The 15,045-nt window shown below is 73.0% G+C and carries 18 protein-coding genes; 12 read left to right on the top strand and 6 right to left on the bottom strand.

Annotated elements, in window-relative coordinates:
* Nucleotides 1-11: 11 nt before the first annotated feature.
* Entirely contained in the window at nucleotides 12-551 is a 540-nt protein-coding gene (locus AMK19_RS24595; protein WP_073815486.1) for a DinB family protein, read from the top strand.
* On the opposite strand, the gene AMK19_RS24590 is transcribed toward AMK19_RS24595, so the two are convergent.
* Entirely contained in the window at nucleotides 523-1,638 is a 1,116-nt protein-coding gene (locus AMK19_RS24590) for a DUF2332 domain-containing protein (RefSeq protein WP_073815343.1), read from the bottom strand. The genes AMK19_RS24595 and AMK19_RS24590 overlap by 29 nt on opposite strands.
* 259 nt (nucleotides 1,639-1,897) lie before the next feature.
* Nucleotides 1,898-2,350, bottom strand: coding sequence for a hypothetical protein (locus tag AMK19_RS24585; protein ID WP_073815341.1), 453 nt, complete (start codon nucleotides 2,348-2,350; stop codon nucleotides 1,898-1,900).
* Between the two features lie 363 nt (nucleotides 2,351-2,713).
* On the opposite strand from AMK19_RS24585, the gene AMK19_RS24580 reads away from it, so the two are divergent.
* Entirely contained in the window at nucleotides 2,714-3,835 is a 1,122-nt protein-coding gene (locus AMK19_RS24580; RefSeq protein ID WP_198953430.1) for a cation diffusion facilitator family transporter, read from the top strand.
* A gap of 126 nt (nucleotides 3,836-3,961) precedes the next feature.
* Here the strand turns inward: AMK19_RS24580 and AMK19_RS24575 are convergent, their stop codons facing one another.
* On the bottom strand, nucleotides 3,962-4,537 hold the full coding sequence (locus tag AMK19_RS24575; protein WP_143200366.1) for a hypothetical protein: 576 nt from the start codon (nucleotides 4,535-4,537) through the stop codon (nucleotides 3,962-3,964).
* A gap of 317 nt (nucleotides 4,538-4,854) precedes the next feature.
* Between AMK19_RS24575 and AMK19_RS24570 the strand changes: the two genes are divergently transcribed.
* Nucleotides 4,855-5,880 (top strand): hypothetical protein, encoded by a 1,026-nt coding sequence (locus tag AMK19_RS24570; RefSeq protein WP_073815336.1) that lies wholly within the window; start codon nucleotides 4,855-4,857, stop codon nucleotides 5,878-5,880.
* A gap of 22 nt (nucleotides 5,881-5,902) precedes the next feature.
* Here AMK19_RS24570 and AMK19_RS24565 read toward each other — a convergent pair whose 3' ends face one another.
* Nucleotides 5,903-6,493 (bottom strand): isochorismatase family protein, encoded by a 591-nt coding sequence (locus AMK19_RS24565; RefSeq protein ID WP_073815334.1) that lies wholly within the window; start codon nucleotides 6,491-6,493, stop codon nucleotides 5,903-5,905.
* 121 nt (nucleotides 6,494-6,614) lie between these two features.
* Nucleotides 6,615-7,928 carry a nicotinate phosphoribosyltransferase gene (locus AMK19_RS24560; RefSeq protein ID WP_073815333.1) on the bottom strand — a complete coding sequence of 438 codons (1,314 nt, stop codon included), beginning with the start codon at nucleotides 7,926-7,928 and terminating at the stop codon, nucleotides 6,615-6,617.
* 142 nt (nucleotides 7,929-8,070) lie between these two features.
* On the opposite strand from AMK19_RS24560, the gene clpS reads away from it, so the two are divergent.
* From clpS to AMK19_RS24515, 9 genes are all read left to right on the top strand, one after another.
* A complete protein-coding gene (gene clpS, locus AMK19_RS24555) occupies nucleotides 8,071-8,364 on the top strand; it encodes an ATP-dependent Clp protease adapter ClpS (RefSeq protein ID WP_073815331.1) in 294 nt (97 codons plus the stop codon).
* A 42-nt stretch (nucleotides 8,365-8,406) separates the two neighbouring features.
* Nucleotides 8,407-8,982: a DUF2017 domain-containing protein gene (locus AMK19_RS24550; protein ID WP_073815329.1), complete on the top strand. Its 576-nt coding sequence runs from the start codon at nucleotides 8,407-8,409 to the stop codon at nucleotides 8,980-8,982.
* 156 nt (nucleotides 8,983-9,138) lie between these two features.
* Entirely contained in the window at nucleotides 9,139-10,578 is a 1,440-nt protein-coding gene (locus AMK19_RS24545; protein WP_073815327.1) for an amino acid permease, read from the top strand.
* A gap of 20 nt (nucleotides 10,579-10,598) precedes the next feature.
* Nucleotides 10,599-11,030, top strand: coding sequence for a Mov34/MPN/PAD-1 family protein (locus AMK19_RS24540; RefSeq protein WP_073815325.1), 432 nt, complete (start codon nucleotides 10,599-10,601; stop codon nucleotides 11,028-11,030).
* Nucleotides 11,031-11,170: 140 nt separating this feature from the next.
* The gene (locus tag AMK19_RS38465) at nucleotides 11,171-11,284 is read left to right on the top strand and encodes a putative leader peptide (RefSeq protein WP_338015809.1); all 114 of its coding nucleotides are present in this window, start codon (nucleotides 11,171-11,173) and stop codon (nucleotides 11,282-11,284) included.
* Nucleotides 11,285-11,399: 115 nt separating this feature from the next.
* Entirely contained in the window at nucleotides 11,400-11,678 is a 279-nt protein-coding gene (locus AMK19_RS24530) for a MoaD/ThiS family protein (protein ID WP_073815321.1), read from the top strand.
* Nucleotides 11,678-12,646 (top strand): PLP-dependent cysteine synthase family protein, encoded by a 969-nt coding sequence (locus tag AMK19_RS24525; protein WP_073815319.1) that lies wholly within the window; start codon nucleotides 11,678-11,680, stop codon nucleotides 12,644-12,646. Before AMK19_RS24530 ends, AMK19_RS24525 begins: the two co-directional genes overlap by 1 nt.
* 254 nt (nucleotides 12,647-12,900) lie before the next feature.
* Nucleotides 12,901-13,089: a MarR family transcriptional regulator gene (locus AMK19_RS24520; protein WP_073815317.1), complete on the top strand. Its 189-nt coding sequence runs from the start codon at nucleotides 12,901-12,903 to the stop codon at nucleotides 13,087-13,089.
* A gap of 158 nt (nucleotides 13,090-13,247) precedes the next feature.
* Nucleotides 13,248-14,000 (top strand): MBL fold metallo-hydrolase, encoded by a 753-nt coding sequence (locus AMK19_RS24515; protein WP_073815316.1) that lies wholly within the window; start codon nucleotides 13,248-13,250, stop codon nucleotides 13,998-14,000.
* On the opposite strand, the gene AMK19_RS24510 is transcribed toward AMK19_RS24515, so the two are convergent.
* Entirely contained in the window at nucleotides 13,988-14,905 is a 918-nt protein-coding gene (locus tag AMK19_RS24510) for a branched-chain amino acid transaminase (RefSeq protein WP_073815314.1), read from the bottom strand. The two genes, AMK19_RS24515 and AMK19_RS24510, sit on opposite strands and share 13 nt — an antisense overlap.
* Nucleotides 14,906-15,045 lie beyond the last annotated feature (140 nt).

Below are 15,045 nucleotides of genomic sequence, written 5' to 3'. Positions count from 1 at the left end.
TGCTGGGGCGCATGATGATCCCTGACACCAAGGACTGGACGTGGGTGCTGGAGCGCCCCTGCGCGGATTGCGGGCTGGACACGCCTGCCGTGGGGTTCGAGCAGGTCCCGGGCATGATCCGGGAGAACGCGGCGGCCTGGACGGGGCTGCTGGCGGGTGATCCGGCGGCGTTGCGGGAGCGGCCGCGGCCCGAGGTGTGGTCGGTGCTCGAGTACGCGTGCCACGTGCGGGACGTGTTCCGGCTGTTCGACGTCCGGTTGAAGCTGATGCTGACCGAGGACGGCCCGCTGTTCGCCAACTGGGACCAGGACGCGACCGCCGTCGAGGAGCGCTACGGCGAGCAGGACCCGGCTGCGGTGTCGGTGGAACTCGCGGCCGGCGCTGAGCAGTTGGCGCGCTCGTTCGAGGCGGTGACGGACTCCGAGCGGGGCCGCACCGGGCTGCGCAGCGACGGCGCGCGGTTCACGGTGGAGTCCTTCGCCCGGTACCTGATCCACGACCCGGTGCACCACCGCTATGACGTCACCGGGGCGCGGCACCAAGCGAGTTGAGGGCGGGGTCGTCGGCGGCCAGGGTCCATGCGGGCAGGCCGTGCGGCACGGACTCGGCGAGGACGGTGGTGGGCCCGGCGCCGAGGCGGGCGGTGAGCAGGAAGCGGTGGGAGGGGCCGACCCGGCGGGGTTCCAGGGCGAGGTGGACGGACGGGGCGGACGGGCCGGAGGCGGCCGCGAGGCGGTCCAACTCGCCTTCCACGGCACGCCATTCATCGGCGGGAACGTACTGGCGCATGATCGAGTGCCAGACCACGGTGAGCGCTCCGTCGGCGACCCGGACGTCGCGCAGGAACTCGGCCGCGCCGATCGGTGCGACCGGGGCGGGGAGCCGGTCGGCGAGGGCGAGGGCACCGTTCAGGCGTTCCAGGCGCGGGAGTTGGTCGGCCCACAGGTAGGCGCGCAGGGCGAGGGCGCCGTCGGCGGAACGCGGGTCGATCGGCGTCGGGTCGCAGCCGCGCCGTTCCACCACCTGCTGGAGCGGCGCGTCCCGCAGCCAGGCGGGCGGCTCGCCGTGCCAGGCGTCGGCGAGTACCACGGGCGAGTCCGGCGGGCCGTACGAGAACCCGGGGGAGGCGCAACGGAACTTCTCCGCAAGGAGGTTGAGGCCCGCGCTGGAGCCGAGTTCGTGCAGCCGGACGGGCAGCGGGGCGGACGGGCCGAGTTGCTGCTGGGCCCAGGCGAGGCCGGTGAGCAACAGGTTGGCGCGGCCGACCTCGTTGGTCTGCGGCGGGCGGGTGAGCCACTCGCGAATCCACGGCAGGTGGTCGGCGACGGTGGCGCGGAACGCCGGCCAGGGGGCGTCGGGGTCGGCGGGGTCGAAAGCGCCGCGGGCGCTCGGGTAGTGGGCGGCCAGGGCGGGCGCCCGGCCGGAGATCACCAGGGCGTGGACGGCGCCGAGCAGGCGCAGCGCGATCGCCGACGGCCCGGGGGCGTCCTCGTGGCCGGCGATCGCCGCGGCGCAGGGGCCGCCCGCGGCCAGGTCCTCGGCGGCGCGCCGCAGCAGGGCGGCGGACAGCGGTGAGCCGAGCTCCGCGCAGGCCTCGGCCTGGTGCCGGAACATGGCCACGGCGTGTGCGATGGACATTGGGAAACTCCTCCGCCGCAGGGTGCTCAGGACGCCATCCTTCGCCGTCGGCCGACCCTGCCGGTAGCGGCCCCGGCGGTGATCTCGATCACGGACGGCACCGGTGCGACCGGCGCTCACCACCCGGGCGACCGCGTGCGGAGTCGCACGCGGGCGACAGGATCACCCCGGGGCGCGCGGCAACCACCACGCGCCCGGTGCCGCTGCACGCCCGGTGCCGCTGCACGCCCGCCGCCGGCGCACGCCGATCCGGCGCGGGTCACCAGTCGGTGGCACGCCGCCGGTGGGTCTGCCGGAGCCGGCTGGTGATCCTGGCGGTGTCGACGCCCACCACGTCGGCGATCTCGGGCGTGGCCAGGCCGACCACGTAGTGCAGGATCGCCAGGTCCTCCTCGGCGTCGACGTCCGGACGCAGCTCCTCCGCACCGGCCAGCGCGTGCTGCGCGGTGACGGTGTCGCGCAGGATCTGCCAGGCCGCGGCGGCCGGGTTGGGGCTCTCCAGCACGGCGGGCCAGACCTCGGCCAGCTCGCACAGGGCGAGCCGGACCACCTGGTCGGCGGCGGCGGGCTCCTGGAACCAGACCCGGGCGTAGCTGCGGTACCGCGGCTCGTGCAGCTCGCAGAACGCCGCGAACTCGACCGAGACGCGGGGAAGTTCGGTGGACCGATCAGCGAATGCCGAGCCTGCGGCCGGGATATGACGATCGGTCACATCAGCTGCCTCTCGATCTGGGTCCGGACGGGGAGCGTCAGCGCTCACTCTAGGCCCTCGGGCGGGTGCTGTGGGTGACAAGTCTGCTGAGATGCCCGGGGGCGGAGCCACTTCCGGGCGTCGCTCGACGACCCGTCGGCAACCGCCGCCGGCCGTGCCCAGTTGCGAGCGCATCGCACCTGGTCAAGGGTGGTAGATCGGCAGTGGCTGCAAGGCAGTTGGTGTGCCACTGTAGGCCTCATGGGTGAACGCGGACACGGCAACGGGGCTCACCTTCACGGGCGAAACCCGGACCACGGGCATGACCACCATCACACATCGGACCGACAGCACCGCCACGAACACGCACACCGCCACCCGCACGTGGACGGCGGCCACCACCCGGACCACCACGACCCGGCGACCCCTCACCGGCCCGGGCGCGCACAGGAGCACGAACAGGCGCACGAAGCCGGACACGCACACGAACACCGGCACGAACACCGGCACGGGCGCGGGCGCGAAAGCAGCCACAAGCACGGCCACGGCCCCGAGCACCGCCACAGCCTCGGGCACCGCCTGGCCCACCTGCTGCGCCCGCACTCGCACGACGCCGCCGACCGGGTCGACGCGGCGCTGGAGTCCTCCGCCGAGGGCCTGCGCGCGCTGTGGGTCTCGCTGCTGGTGCTCGGCCTGACGGCGACCGTGCAGGCGGTGATCGCGGTGCTGTCGGGTTCGGTCGCGCTGCTCGGCGACACCGTGCACAACGCCGCCGACGCGCTGACCGCCGTGCCGCTGGCCGTCGCCTTCCTGCTCGGCCGGCGGGCCGCGAACCGCAGCTTCACCTACGGGTACGGGCGGGCGGAGGACCTGGCGGGCGTCGCGGTGGTGCTGGCGGTGGCGGCGTCCTCGCTGGTGGCGGGCTGGACGGCGGTGGACCGGCTGCTGCACCCGCAGCCGGTGGCGCACCTGTGGGCGGTGGCGGGCGCGGCCGTCGTGGGGTGCGTCGGCAACGAGTGGGTGGCCCGGCGCCGGATCGCGACCGGGCGGCGGATCGGTTCGGCGGCGCTGGTCGCGGACGGCCTGCACGCCCGTACCGACGGGCTGACCTCGCTGGCGGTGCTGCTCGGCGCGGCCGGCGGCGCGCTGGGCTGGCGGCTCGCGGACCCGCTGGTCGGGCTGCTGATCACGGCGGCGATCCTGCTGGTGCTGCGCGGCACGGTGCGCGAGGTGGGCCGACGGCTGATGGATGCCGTCGACCCGGCCCTGGTGGACGTGGCGGAACGGGAACTGGCCGCCGTGGACGGGGTGCGCGGGGTGGGCGCGGTGCGGATGCGCTGGATCGGGCACGCGCTGCGGGCCGAGGCCGAGGTGGTGGTGGACCGCACCCTGACGGTGGTGGCGGGCCGTCAGGTGGCGGCGGCCGCCGAGCGGGCGCTGATCCGCGCCGTCCCCCGGCTGCTGGCGGCCACCGTCCGCATCGACCACGCGCCGGCCGAGGTCTGAACCACTCGGCCGACGGAACCCCGTCGCACCCCGAATCGAGCCCGTCTGCGGTGCCTGAGGTCTGACGCACCGTCAAAAACCGCCCCAGGGAGCCCGGAAGGGCTCCCTGGCGACCTTTCGGGGCGGTCAGCGAACCTCGGGGTCACCCGCCTCCCGAACGGGCCGCAGAACGCCCCTGGAGCCCTCGCCCCGCACTTCGCTCCGCGCCTCGGCCTGCACGGACCTCTGCGGGGACCCCGGTCCGGCCCCCTGTGCGGAGGGCCGCCCGGAGACCTGCGCGGCCGCCTGCGCCGCGGCCTCGGCCGCCGCCGTCTCGGCGGCCCGCGCGGCGGCGGCCACGCTGTCGGGCTCGCGCCGCGACTGCTCGGGGATGCCGGCGGTGCGGCGGATCCGGCCGGTCTCCTCGGCGGCCTCGCGGGCGGCCAGGTAGGCCTGCACGGCGGCGATCCCGTACACCGGCTGGATCAGCTGGTGACCTTTGAAGAACGGCCGCGCGGGGGCGAACCCGGCGGCCGTGACCAGCTCGCGGATCTCGGTTATCTCCTCTTCGCTGCGCGCCGTGAAACGGACTTCCCAGCCCTTCTTGTACGCACGTCCGTCCTCTCCGCCACGCCGGGCGGGATCGGGTTGGCGGACGTAGCCGGGCAGGCGGCCGAGGCGCAGTCTGGCAGCGCGCTGGGCGGATGACTCGTCGCGGGACATGTGCCTGATGGTAGGCAATTCGCAACGCCCGCCGACGCCGCGCGTGGTGCCGCTGTGTGTGGAATCGGTCACGTTCGGTCAGATTCCGCAGGTCGGCAGCCCGGGTCGGACAGGATCGCAATGCTGTGTCGATCCAATGAAAGTCGGATTGTAGGCGAAAAGTCCGACCTGATCGGACAGTGGTTCGAACATCCGATCCGCCGAATGGGTGAGGGTATGAGGACTTTAGTGCAGGACGGTCCTGGTTTGACGACGGTTGGGTAACAGGACGTCAGGTACGGCGTCGGCTGTCGGGGGCGAAGGGGAGTGTTGTCGGTATGAGCTACCGGATTCCGCAGCAGCCCACCTCCCTCGAAGAGCTCGCCCGGCGCCAGCAGAACGTGGTGACGGCCAGCCAGTTGCGCGCCCGGGGCGTGCCGGCCCGCCTGGTGAGCGAGCACTGCCGGCAAGGAGGTCCGTGGCAGCGGCTGCTGCCGCGGGTGTACCTGCTGCAGGACGGCCCGCCGACCCCGGAGCAGCGGATGTGGGCGGCGCTGCTGTACGCGGCGCAGAACGGTCGGGCCGAGGGCGGCCGGGAGCGCGCGGTGATCACCGGGGCGGCGGCGCTGGCGCTGTACGGGTTCGTCTCGATGCCGCGGCTGCCCGCGGTGCTCGGGGTGGAGGTGCTGGTCCCCCGGCAGCGCCGACTGCGGGACGCCGGGCAGGTCCGGATCCGGCGCACGGAACGGGAGTTGGAGGCCCGGGAGGTGCACGGACTGGCCTGCGCACCGGTCGCCCGGGCGGTCGCGGACGCGATCCGCGAGTGGTCCGAGCAGGGCGCGTTCGAGGGCGGCAGGGTCGGCCCGGGGCTGCTGCGGGCGGTGCTGCGCGAGGCGCTGGAGCGCCCGGGCGGCTGCGGCGCGGCCGAGCTGCTGGCGGAACTGTCCGAGGCGGAGCTGCTGGCGGAGCCGCGGGTGCGTGCGGCGGTGGACGAACTGCTGGCCGCGCAACGGGAGTCGGCGCTGTCCTCGCTGATGGAACTGGCGCTGGAACGGGGCCTGCCGCTGCCGCTGCCGGGCCCCGAGCTGCGGATGCGCGGCGGCACGTACATCGCGGTGCCGGATCTCTTCTGGCCGGAGGCGGCGGTGGCGGTGGAGGTGGACTCCGAGGTGCGCTGCGTCAGCGAGGGCGAGGCCGCCTGGGTGCGGGCCGGCCAGCACCGGATGGAGTACCTGGGAGTGCGGGTGGTGTACGTCGGCTCGTCCCGGCTCGCCGCCGAACGGGACGCGGTCGGCGGCGAGTTGGCCGCCGCCCACCGGCTCGGCGGCGAGGACGTGGTGGAGCTGGTGGTAACCGGGCGCTGAGCGCCCGACAGTTGACGATCCGTCAGGCGTGCAGTACCGGCGTGCCGGTCAACTCGACGCCCGCGCCGCGCAGTTCGTCGAGCGCGGCGGCGGTGGTGGCGGGCGCGACACCGGCCGTCAGATCGAGCAGGACGCGGGTGGCGAAACCCTCGCGGGCGGCGTCCAGGGCGGTGGCGCGGACGCAGTGGTCGGTGGCGATGCCGACGACGTCGACGTCGGTGACCCCGCGCTCGTTCAGCCAGTCGGCGAGCGTGCCGCCGTGCTCGTCGAGGCCCTCGAATCCGCTGTAGGCGGCGGCGTACTCGCCCTTGGAGAAGACCGCCTCGATCGCGCCGGAGGTCACCGAGGGTGCGAAGTTGGGATGGAAGCCGACGCCTTCGGTGCCGGCCACGCAGTGCGCGGGCCAGGAGCGGACGTAGTCCGGTTCGGCGGCGAAGTGCGCACCGGGTTCGATGTGGTGGTCGCGGGTGGCGACGATGTGGGCGTAGCCGGGGGCGGAGTCGGCGATCAGGTCGGTGATCGCGGCCGCGACCTCGGCCCCGCCGGCGACGGCGAGGCTGCCGCCCTCGCAGAAGTCGTTCTGCACGTCGACGACGATCAGGGCCCGGTGCATGACTGGCTTCTCTCCATCGGGTGGTGGGGTCCGGGGCGCGGGGCCCCGGGCGCACGGGTGTCGGGGTGGGGACGGTGGGGCGGTTGGCACTCTAGGGAGTGCCGGGCGGCGACGGAAGAGTTCAGCCGATGTGCCGCTCGGTGCCGATCACCGGCTCGCCGCGGGACAGCTGGGTGGCGGACAGCGGCAGCGTGGCGCGGGCGCGGCGGTGGCGTTCGCGGGCGTCGTCCAGCGGTTCCCGGCCGACCACTTCGCCGGCGGCGATCAGCGGGACGTGCAGCAGGTACGGCTCCAGTTCGGCGGGCACCGGGCCGGTGCCGAACACCTCGGCCTCGGCGACGCCGTCCGCGTCGGGGCGGCGGGCGGCCCACTTGCGGCCGCCGACGCTGGTCTTGCCGCCGGCCGAGCGCTTGGCGACCGGGACGAGCTCGCCGTCGGCGGAGGTCGCGCGGGCGACCAGCTTGTAGACCATCGCGCAGGTCGGGTGGCCGCTGCCGGTGACCAGGCTGGTGCCGACGCCGTAGCCGTCCACGGGCGCGGCGGCCAGCGCGGCGATGGCGTACTCGTCGAGGTCCGAGGTGACGATGATCTTCGTGTCGGTGGCGCCGAGCTCGTCGAGCTGGCGGCGGACCCGGTGGGCGAGCAGGGTGAGGTCGCCGGAGTCGATCCGGACGGCGCCGAGATGGGGGCCGGCCACCTCGACGGCGGTGCGGACCGCCTCGGCGAGGTCGTAGGTGTCGACCAGCAGCGTGGTGGTGCGGCCCATCGACTCGATCTGCGCGGTGAAGGCGTCCTTCTCGCTGTCGTGCAGCAGGGTGAAGGCGTGCGCGGCGGTGCCGGTGGTCGGGATGCCGTAGGTGAAGCCGGCCTCCAGGTCGGAGGTGGCGGAGAAGCCGGCCAGGTAGGCGGCCCGGGCGGCGGAGACGGCGGCCTGCTCGTGGGCGCGGCGGGCGCCCATCTCGATCACCGGGCGGTCCCCGGCGGCGGCGGTCATCCGGGAGGCCGCGGCGGCGATCGCCGAGTCGTAGTTGAGGATCGACAGGATCACCGTCTCCAGGATCACCGCCTCGGCGAAGCTGCCCTCGACGGTCAGCAGCGGCGAGCCGGGGAAGTACACCTCGCCCTCGGGGTAGCCGTGGATGTCGCCGGTGAAGCGGTAGTCGCCGAGGTAGCGCAGGGTGTCCTCGTCCACCACCCGCTGGTCCGCCAGCCAGTCGAGCTGCGCGGTGGTGAACCGGAAGTTCTCCACGGCGTCCAGCACCCGGCCGGTGCCCGCCAGGACGCCGTAGCGGCGGCCGTTCGGCAGGCGGCGGGTGAACACCTCGAAGACCGAGCGGCGGTGGGCGGCGCCGCTGCGCAGGGCGGCCTGCAGCATGGTCAGCTCGTAGCGGTCGGTGAGCAGCGCGGAGCTGCGCTGCGCGGTGATGGCGTCCATGGGAATGATGCTACTACCACTTAGCGTCAGAGTGACGATTTCCCGTTCGGCCCGTGTCGGGCGACCCTGATTCGCTCCCGCGTCCCTCGGATGGAAGCATGGGGCGAGGGGAAAGATCGAGGTCGACGAGGAGAGACGGACTGTGAGTGTCGCGCCGGTGGAGATCGAGCGCCCGGAAGTGGAGGGGGTTCCGGTCACGGAGCCGGACACTCCCTGGGTGACCATCGTCCACAACGACCCGGTCAACCTGATGACCTACGTCCAGCACGTCTTCCAGAGCTACTTCGGCTACCCGAAGGACAAGGCACGCCAGTTGATGATGGACGTGCACACCAAGGGGCGGGCGGTGGTCTCCAGCGGCACTCGCGAGGAGATGGAGCGCGACGTGCAGGCGATGCACGGCTACGGTCTGTGGGCCACCCTGCAGCACGACTGACGGCCCGTCACCACCGATCCACGAGGGACTGATCCGAAACACATGGCCGGTTTGTTCGAGAGCGCCGCGAGCGGCGGCGCGGCGATCCCGCTGGACGAGTTCGAGGCATCCATCCTGCGCTCGCTGGAAGTGCAGATGCTGGAGCTGATCGGCCCGCCGCCCGGCGGCGAGCACGAGGATCCGTTGGCGGCGCTGTTCGCCGAGGGTCCCAGCACCCCGCCCGAGGATCCGGCGCTGCTGCGGCTGTTCCCCGACGCGTACGGCGGCCCGGGCGCGGCCGAGGACCCGCAGGCCGTCGAGATGGCCTCCGAGTTCCGCCGCTACACCGAGCTGGACCTGCGGGCCCGCAAGCGCGAGGACGCCCTCGCGGTGGTGCGGGCGCTGGACGGCCTGGGCGGCGAGGGCGGCGTGGTCGCGGTGGCGGCCGGGGACTGCCCGCGCTGGCTGGGCGCGCTGAACGACCTGCGGCTGACCCTGGGCTCCCGACTGGAGGTCACCGAGGAGGAGGACGACGGCCTGTACGACCTGCCGGAGAGCGACCCGCGCAAGCCGCTGGTGATCGCCTACCTGTGGCTGGGCGCGATGCAGGAGAGCCTGCTGGAGGCGATGGCGGGCTGAGCCGCCCGGCCCGGCTATCCGTTCGTATTGTCCGATTGTTCTGAGAAAGCCCGGCAATCGCACGATTGTCGGGCTTCTCCATGATTCACTGCTGCCAGCCAGGGAAGACGGGGCGGGCCGACCGGTCGCCGCGGACCGGGAGGGCGAGGCGGCCAGATGGCGCACGAGACGAACGAGGCGACCGACCCCGTCCCGGACGAGGAGGGCTACGAGCGGGGCCTCGGCAGTCGGCAGATCCAGATGATCGCGATCGGCGGCGCGATCGGCACCGGCCTGTTCCTCGGCGCCGGCACCGCCATCTCCAAGGCCGGCCCGAGCCTGCTGCTCGCCTACGCGCTGGCCGGCGTGGTGATCTTCGTGATCATGCGGGCGCTCGGCGAACTGCTCACCTACCGACCGGTGTCGGGCAGCTTCGCCGAGTACGCCCGCGAGTTCCTCGGCCCGTTCGCCGGCTTCGTCACCGGCTGGACGTACTGGCTGTTCTGGGTGGTCACCGGCATGGCCGAGACCACCGCCGCCGCCGTCTACGTGCGGTTCTGGGAGCCGGGCGTCCCGCAGTGGGGGACGGCGCTGGTGTTCCTGCTGCTGCTGTACGCCGCCAACCTGATCTCGGTGAAGCTGTTCGGCGAGATCGAGTTCTGGTTCTCCATGGTCAAGGTCACCGCGATCGTCGGCATGATCCTGATCGGCATCGGCGTGCTCGTCTTCGGCTTCTCCGCGGCCGGCGACACCGCCTCGATCACCCACCTGTGGAAGGACGGCGGCTTCTTCCCCAAGGGCGTCGGCGCCACCGTGATGTCCCTGCAGATCGTCATGTTCGCCTACCTGGGCGTGGAGCTGGTCGGCGTCACCGCGGGCGAGAGCGAGAACCCCGAGAAGACCCTGCCGCGGGCGATCAACACCCTGCCGGCCCGCATCGCGCTGTTCTACGTCGGCGCACTGCTGATCATCCTGTCGCTGGTGCCGTGGTCCGAGTTCGAGCCCGGCGTCAGCCCGTTCGTCGCCGCCTTCGGCAAGGTCGGGATCCCCGCGGCGGCCGGCATCATCAACTTCGTGGTGCTCACCGCGGCGCTGTCCTCCTGCAACTCCGGGATGTACTCCACCGGCCGGATGCTGCGCGACCTGGCACTGCGCCGGCAGGCCCCCGGGCGGCTCACCCGGCTCACCGCCAGCCGTACCCCCGCCGCCGCGATCACCGTCTCCTGCCTGCTGATGGGCGCCGGCGTGGTGCTCAACGCCCTCGTCCCGGAGCGGGCGTTCGAGTACATCACCTCGGTCGCCACGGTCTGCGGCCTGTGGACCTGGGGTGCGATCCTGGCCAGCCAGATCCGCTACCACGCCGCCTGGCGGGCCGGCCGGCTGCCCGCGCCGACCTTCCGCGCGCCCGGCGGGAGCTGGACCCGCTGGGTGGCGCTGGCCTTCCTGGTGATGGTCGCGGTGCTGATCGCCCTCGACCCGACCGCCCGGATCTCGCTGTACGTCTTCCCGGTCTGGGCGGTGCTGCTGATCGTCGGCTACCGGCTGCTGGCCCGCCGCGACCCGGCCGCCGTGCACGGCGATCCGCACTCCCACCTGCACGCCGAAAGCGGCGAATGACCCCTCGCTATCCTGGCCGCATGCTGACCATCACTCGAGAACTGCGCGACCGGATGGTCGCCCACGCCCGCGCCGACCACCCGGACGAGGCCTGCGGCGTGATCGCCGGACCGGCCGGCACCGGCCGACCCGAGCGGTTCGTCCCGATGCTCAACGCGGCCCGCTCGCCCACCTTCTACGAGTTCGACTCCGGCGACCTGCTGAAGCTGTACCGCGAGATGGACGACCTGGACGAGGAACCGGTGGTGATCTACCACTCGCACACCGCCACCGAGGCCTACCCGTCCCGCACCGACGTGAGCTACGCCTCCGAGCCGTTCGCCCACTACGTCCTGGTCTCCACCGCCGAGGGCAGCGGCGAGGACGACGCCTACCAGTTCCGCTCGTTCCGCATCGTGGACGGCGTGATCACGGAGGAAGACGTCGAGGTGGTCGAGGCCTACCAGGCCTGAGCCCGACAGCCCACCGACGGGCCCGCCCGGCCGTGCTGTCGCGCGGCGGGCGGGCCCGTTTTCTCATTGAGTGGGACACGCCCGGCCGGATGGTGAGACAAGCATGTCAAAGCGGGGGCGGGAATCTATACGATGAGTCCATGCGTTCCGTCGATGTGAGCATTCAGGCCCCAGGCACCCGCCTCGTGGCGCGCCTGCACGTCGACCTGTGCCGGCTCGCCAGCGCGATCTGTCCCGGCACCGCCGCGCGCTGACCGGCTGAGCCGGCCGACAGCCTCCCGATCCTCCCGCCCCGACTGCCCCGGGGCCCTTCCCCCTGCCGTGCCCCGCCCGGTCCGGCAACCGACGTCACTCCACAGGAGCGCAGCCATGGCCATCGAGGTCCGCATCCCGACCATCCTCCGTACCTACACCGACGGCGCCAAGGCCGTCGACGGCAACGGCGCCAACCTCGGGGAGCTGTTCACCGACCTCGACGCCCGGCACCCCGGCATCGCCGCCCGCCTGCTGGACGCTGGCGAGCTGCGCCGCTTCGTCAACGTCTACCTGAACGACGAGGACGTCCGCTTCCTGGACGGCGTGGCCACCGAGCTCTCCGACGGCGACAGCGTCACGATCCTCCCGGCCGTGGCCGGCGGTATGAAGTAATGCGCTACGACAGCCCGATCGAGGCCGTCGGCAACACCCCGCTGGTGCGGCTGCCGCGGCTGTCCGCGGCCGTGCCCGGCAACGAGGACGGCCTGGTCACGCTGTGGGCCAAGCTGGAGGACCGCAACCCGACCGGCTCCATCAAGGACCGCCCGGCGCTGCACATGATCGAGCGCGCCGAGGCCGAGGGCCGGCTCACCCCCGGCTGCACCATCCTGGAGCCGACCAGCGGCAACACCGGCATCTCGCTCGCCATGGCGGCCAAGCTCAAGGGCTACCGGATGGTCTGCGTGATGCCGGAGAACACCAGCGAGGAACGCCGCGAGCTGCTGCGGATGTGGGGCGCGGAGATCATCCCCTCGCCGGCCGCCGGCGGCTCCAACACCGCGGTGCGGATCGCCAAGGAGATCGCCGCCGAGCACCCCGACTGGGTGATGCTCTACCAGTACGGCAACCCGGACAACGCCGGCGCGCACTACCACGGCACCGGCCCGGAGATCCTCGCCGACCTGCCCACCGTCACCCACTTCGTGGCCGGCCTGGGCACCACCGGCACCCTGATGGGCGTCGGCCGGTACCTGCGCGAGAAGGTCCCCGGCGTGCAGATCGTCGCCGCCGAGCCGCGCTACGACGACCTGGTGTACGGCCTGCGCAACCTCGACGAGGGCTTCGTCCCGGAGCTGTACGACGCCGAGGTGCTCACCACCCGCTTCTCGGTCGGCTCCGCCGACGCGGTCGCCCGTACGCGTGAACTGCTCCAGCAGGAGGGCATCTTCGCGGGCGTCTCCACCGGCGCGATCCTGCACGCCGCGCTCGGCGTGGCCCGCAAGGCCGCCCGGGCCGGCGAGCGGGCGGACGTGGTCTTCGTGGTCGCCGACGGCGGCTGGAAGTACCTGTCCACCGGCATCTACACGGCCGAGACCACCGAGGCCGCGGTCGAGGCCCTGCAGGGTCAGCTCTGGGCCTGACGGACCGTCAACTGTGCGGCGCGGCACCCTCGTTCGGGTGGCGCGCCGTCGGCGTTTCGGGCGGTCGAAGCTGCGGTCGTACGGTAGGTCGGTCGGATCGTCGGACTGCTGTGACATCCCGGTATTTGTCCGTTCCCGGTGACCGCTCTGTCACGGAACCGCGACCGCGGCACGTCGTGCGACGGCTTCGCGCGACCGCCCCCCAAGGCTGACGGCGCACCCTTGGTTCACCGTCACCGTGGAGGTGGGCGTCCATGCCCGGCCGGAAGCTCTGGTCCTACGTCGAGATCGCCCGCCACATCAACGTGCAGGCCGAGACCGTCCGCAACTACAAGCGCCACGGCCTGCTCCCGCACCCCGACCGGCTGGACCCCGAGGGCCGCCCCCGCTGGTACCCGCAGACCATCCGGCACTGGGCCAGAGCCCGGCCCGGGCGGCGCTGAAACGCCCGCCCCGTCCTGGTGATTCCGCCCACAGCGCGGCACGGGAGAGGGGGCAAAGTGCCGCCCGGCCCTTACCCTCGACACTCAAAGAAGCCGCTCCGCCCCCGGCGGCGCGGACGGCCGCGGACGATGGCCCGACGGGGCGGGAAGGGCTCGGCATGAAACTGACCGTGGTGGGGTGCTCGGGGAGCTTCCCGTCCGTGGACTCCCCGTGCTCCAGCTACCTGGTGGAGGCCGACGGCTACCGCCTGGTCGTCGACCTCGGCAACGGCGCCCTCGGCAACCTGCAGAAGCACACCGGCCTGTACGACGTGGACGCGGTGCTGCTCAGCCACCTGCACGCCGACCACTGCATCGACCTGTGCGCGTACTGGGTGGCCCGCAACTACCGGGTCGAGGGCTGCCCCGAACCGCTGCCCGTCTACGGCCCGACCGGCACCGCGGACCGCCTCGCCCGCGCCTACGACATGCCGGAGAAGCCCGGCATGACCGAGGTCTTCGACTTCCGCGACCTCGCCGACGGTGCCCGGCTGGAACTCGGCCCGCTCACGGTCACCACGGCCCTCGTCAACCACCTGGAGTCCGAGGCCTACGGCTTCCGGATCGAGCACGGCGGCCGGAGCGTGGTCTACTCCGGCGACACCGGCATCTGCCCGGACCTGGTCGAACTCGCCCGCGGCACCGACCTGTTCCTGTGCGAGGCGGCCTACACCCACGGCAAGGAGACCGTCGAGTCCATCCACCTCAACGGCCGCCAGGCCGGCGAGCACGCCGCCAGGGCCGGGGCCAAGCGCCTGGTGCTCACCCACATTCCGCCGTGGACCGACGCCGAACACAACCGCCGGGACGCTGCGGCCGTCTACCCCGGGCCGGTCGAGCTGGCGCGGGCCGGAGCCGTCTACGAGCTGTGAACCGGCGTCAGCCAGTGGCGGTAGCGCGGGTCCTCGCCGTGTACCGCGGCCCGGTACGCCTGGGCCAGCTTCTTCGTCAACTCGCCCTCGTGGGAGGGTAGTTCGCGGTTGTCGAGGGAGCCGACCGGGACCACGCCGGCGGCCGTGCCGGAGATGAACACCTCGTCGGCCGCGTACAGGTCCGAGCGCAGCAGCGGCTCCACCCGGACCTCCGCGCCCAGGTCGCGGGCCAGCGTCAGCACGGTGTCCTGGGTGATCCCCTCCAGCGCCCCCGCGCTCGCCGGGGTGGTCCGCAGCACGCCGTCGCGCACCACGAACACGTTCTCCGAACTGCACTCGCTGACCGTCCCGTCGGGGGCCAGCAGCAGCGCCTCGTCGAACCCGGCGTCGGTCGCCTCCCGGCGGGCCAGCGCCGAGTTCAGGTACGGGCCGGTCGCCTTCGCCGCCGGGGGGACGGAGTTGGGGTCGGTGCGCCGCCAACTGCTGGTCATCAGCCGCAGTCCGCGCCCGGCCGGCAGGTAGGCCGGCCACTCCCAGGACGCGATCGACACGCTCGTGGGGGAGTGGCGCATGTCCAGGCCCATCGAGCCGTAGCCCAGGAACGCCAGGTGCCGCAGGTAGCACTCGCGGTGGCCGTTCGCCGCCACCAGGGCGACCGTGGCCTCGGCCAACTCCTCGGGGGAATAAGGCAGTTCGATTCGGAGCATGCGGGCGCTGCGGTCCAGCCGGGCCAGGTGCTCGGGCAGCCGGAACACCGCCGGCCCGTCCGCCGTCCCGAAGACCCGGGTGCCCTCCAGCACCCCCGTCCCGTAGTGCAGCGCATGGGAGAGCACGTGGACGCGCGCCTCGTGCCAGGGCACCAGCGCGCCGTCGAACCAGATCACGGAAGACTCGGGAATCGCCATGCCCGCCATCCTGGGCGGCCCGGCGGCCGCGGCGAAGAGCGTCGGGCCCGCCGGATCGGGCCATGGCCGCGACCGGAGCGGCCGTCTCGGATGGCGGACCCGTCTCGGATGGTGAAAAGCAGACGTCCGCGCTGCGGTCA

This window comes from Kitasatospora sp. CB01950, from assembly GCF_001905465.1.
Classification (GTDB): Bacteria; Actinomycetota; Actinomycetes; order Streptomycetales; family Streptomycetaceae; genus Kitasatospora.
This window is presented reverse-complemented; position numbering and strand designations above follow the sequence as displayed.

Bases quoted from the DNA above. Each gene is read 5' to 3' on its own strand.
- AMK19_RS24590 (WP_073815343.1), bottom strand. From the start codon at position 1,638: ATGTCCATCGCACACGCCGTGGCCATGTTCCGGCACCAGGCCGAGGCC.
- AMK19_RS24565 (WP_073815334.1), bottom strand. From the start codon at position 6,493: ATGCACCGGGCCCTGATCGTCGTCGACGTGCAGAACGACTTCTGCGAG.
- AMK19_RS38465 (WP_338015809.1), top strand. From the start codon at position 11,171: ATGCGTTCCGTCGATGTGAGCATTCAGGCCCCAGGCACCCGCCTCGTG.
- AMK19_RS24550 (WP_073815329.1), top strand. From the start codon at position 8,407: ATGGCCGGTTTGTTCGAGAGCGCCGCGAGCGGCGGCGCGGCGATCCCG.
- AMK19_RS24575 (WP_143200366.1), bottom strand. From the start codon at position 4,537: ATGTCCCGCGACGAGTCATCCGCCCAGCGCGCTGCCAGACTGCGCCTC.
- AMK19_RS24515 (WP_073815316.1), top strand. From the start codon at position 13,248: ATGAAACTGACCGTGGTGGGGTGCTCGGGGAGCTTCCCGTCCGTGGAC.
- AMK19_RS24525 (WP_073815319.1), top strand. From the start codon at position 11,678: ATGCGCTACGACAGCCCGATCGAGGCCGTCGGCAACACCCCGCTGGTG.
- AMK19_RS24530 (WP_073815321.1), top strand. From the start codon at position 11,400: ATGGCCATCGAGGTCCGCATCCCGACCATCCTCCGTACCTACACCGAC.
- AMK19_RS24560 (WP_073815333.1), bottom strand. From the start codon at position 7,928: ATGGACGCCATCACCGCGCAGCGCAGCTCCGCGCTGCTCACCGACCGC.
- AMK19_RS24540 (WP_073815325.1), top strand. From the start codon at position 10,599: ATGCTGACCATCACTCGAGAACTGCGCGACCGGATGGTCGCCCACGCC.
- AMK19_RS24510 (WP_073815314.1), bottom strand. From the start codon at position 14,905: ATGGCGATTCCCGAGTCTTCCGTGATCTGGTTCGACGGCGCGCTGGTG.
- AMK19_RS24595 (WP_073815486.1), top strand. From the start codon at position 12: ATGATGATCCCTGACACCAAGGACTGGACGTGGGTGCTGGAGCGCCCC.
- AMK19_RS24545 (WP_073815327.1), top strand. From the start codon at position 9,139: ATGGCGCACGAGACGAACGAGGCGACCGACCCCGTCCCGGACGAGGAG.
- AMK19_RS24570 (WP_073815336.1), top strand. From the start codon at position 4,855: ATGAGCTACCGGATTCCGCAGCAGCCCACCTCCCTCGAAGAGCTCGCC.
- AMK19_RS24520 (WP_073815317.1), top strand. From the start codon at position 12,901: ATGCCCGGCCGGAAGCTCTGGTCCTACGTCGAGATCGCCCGCCACATC.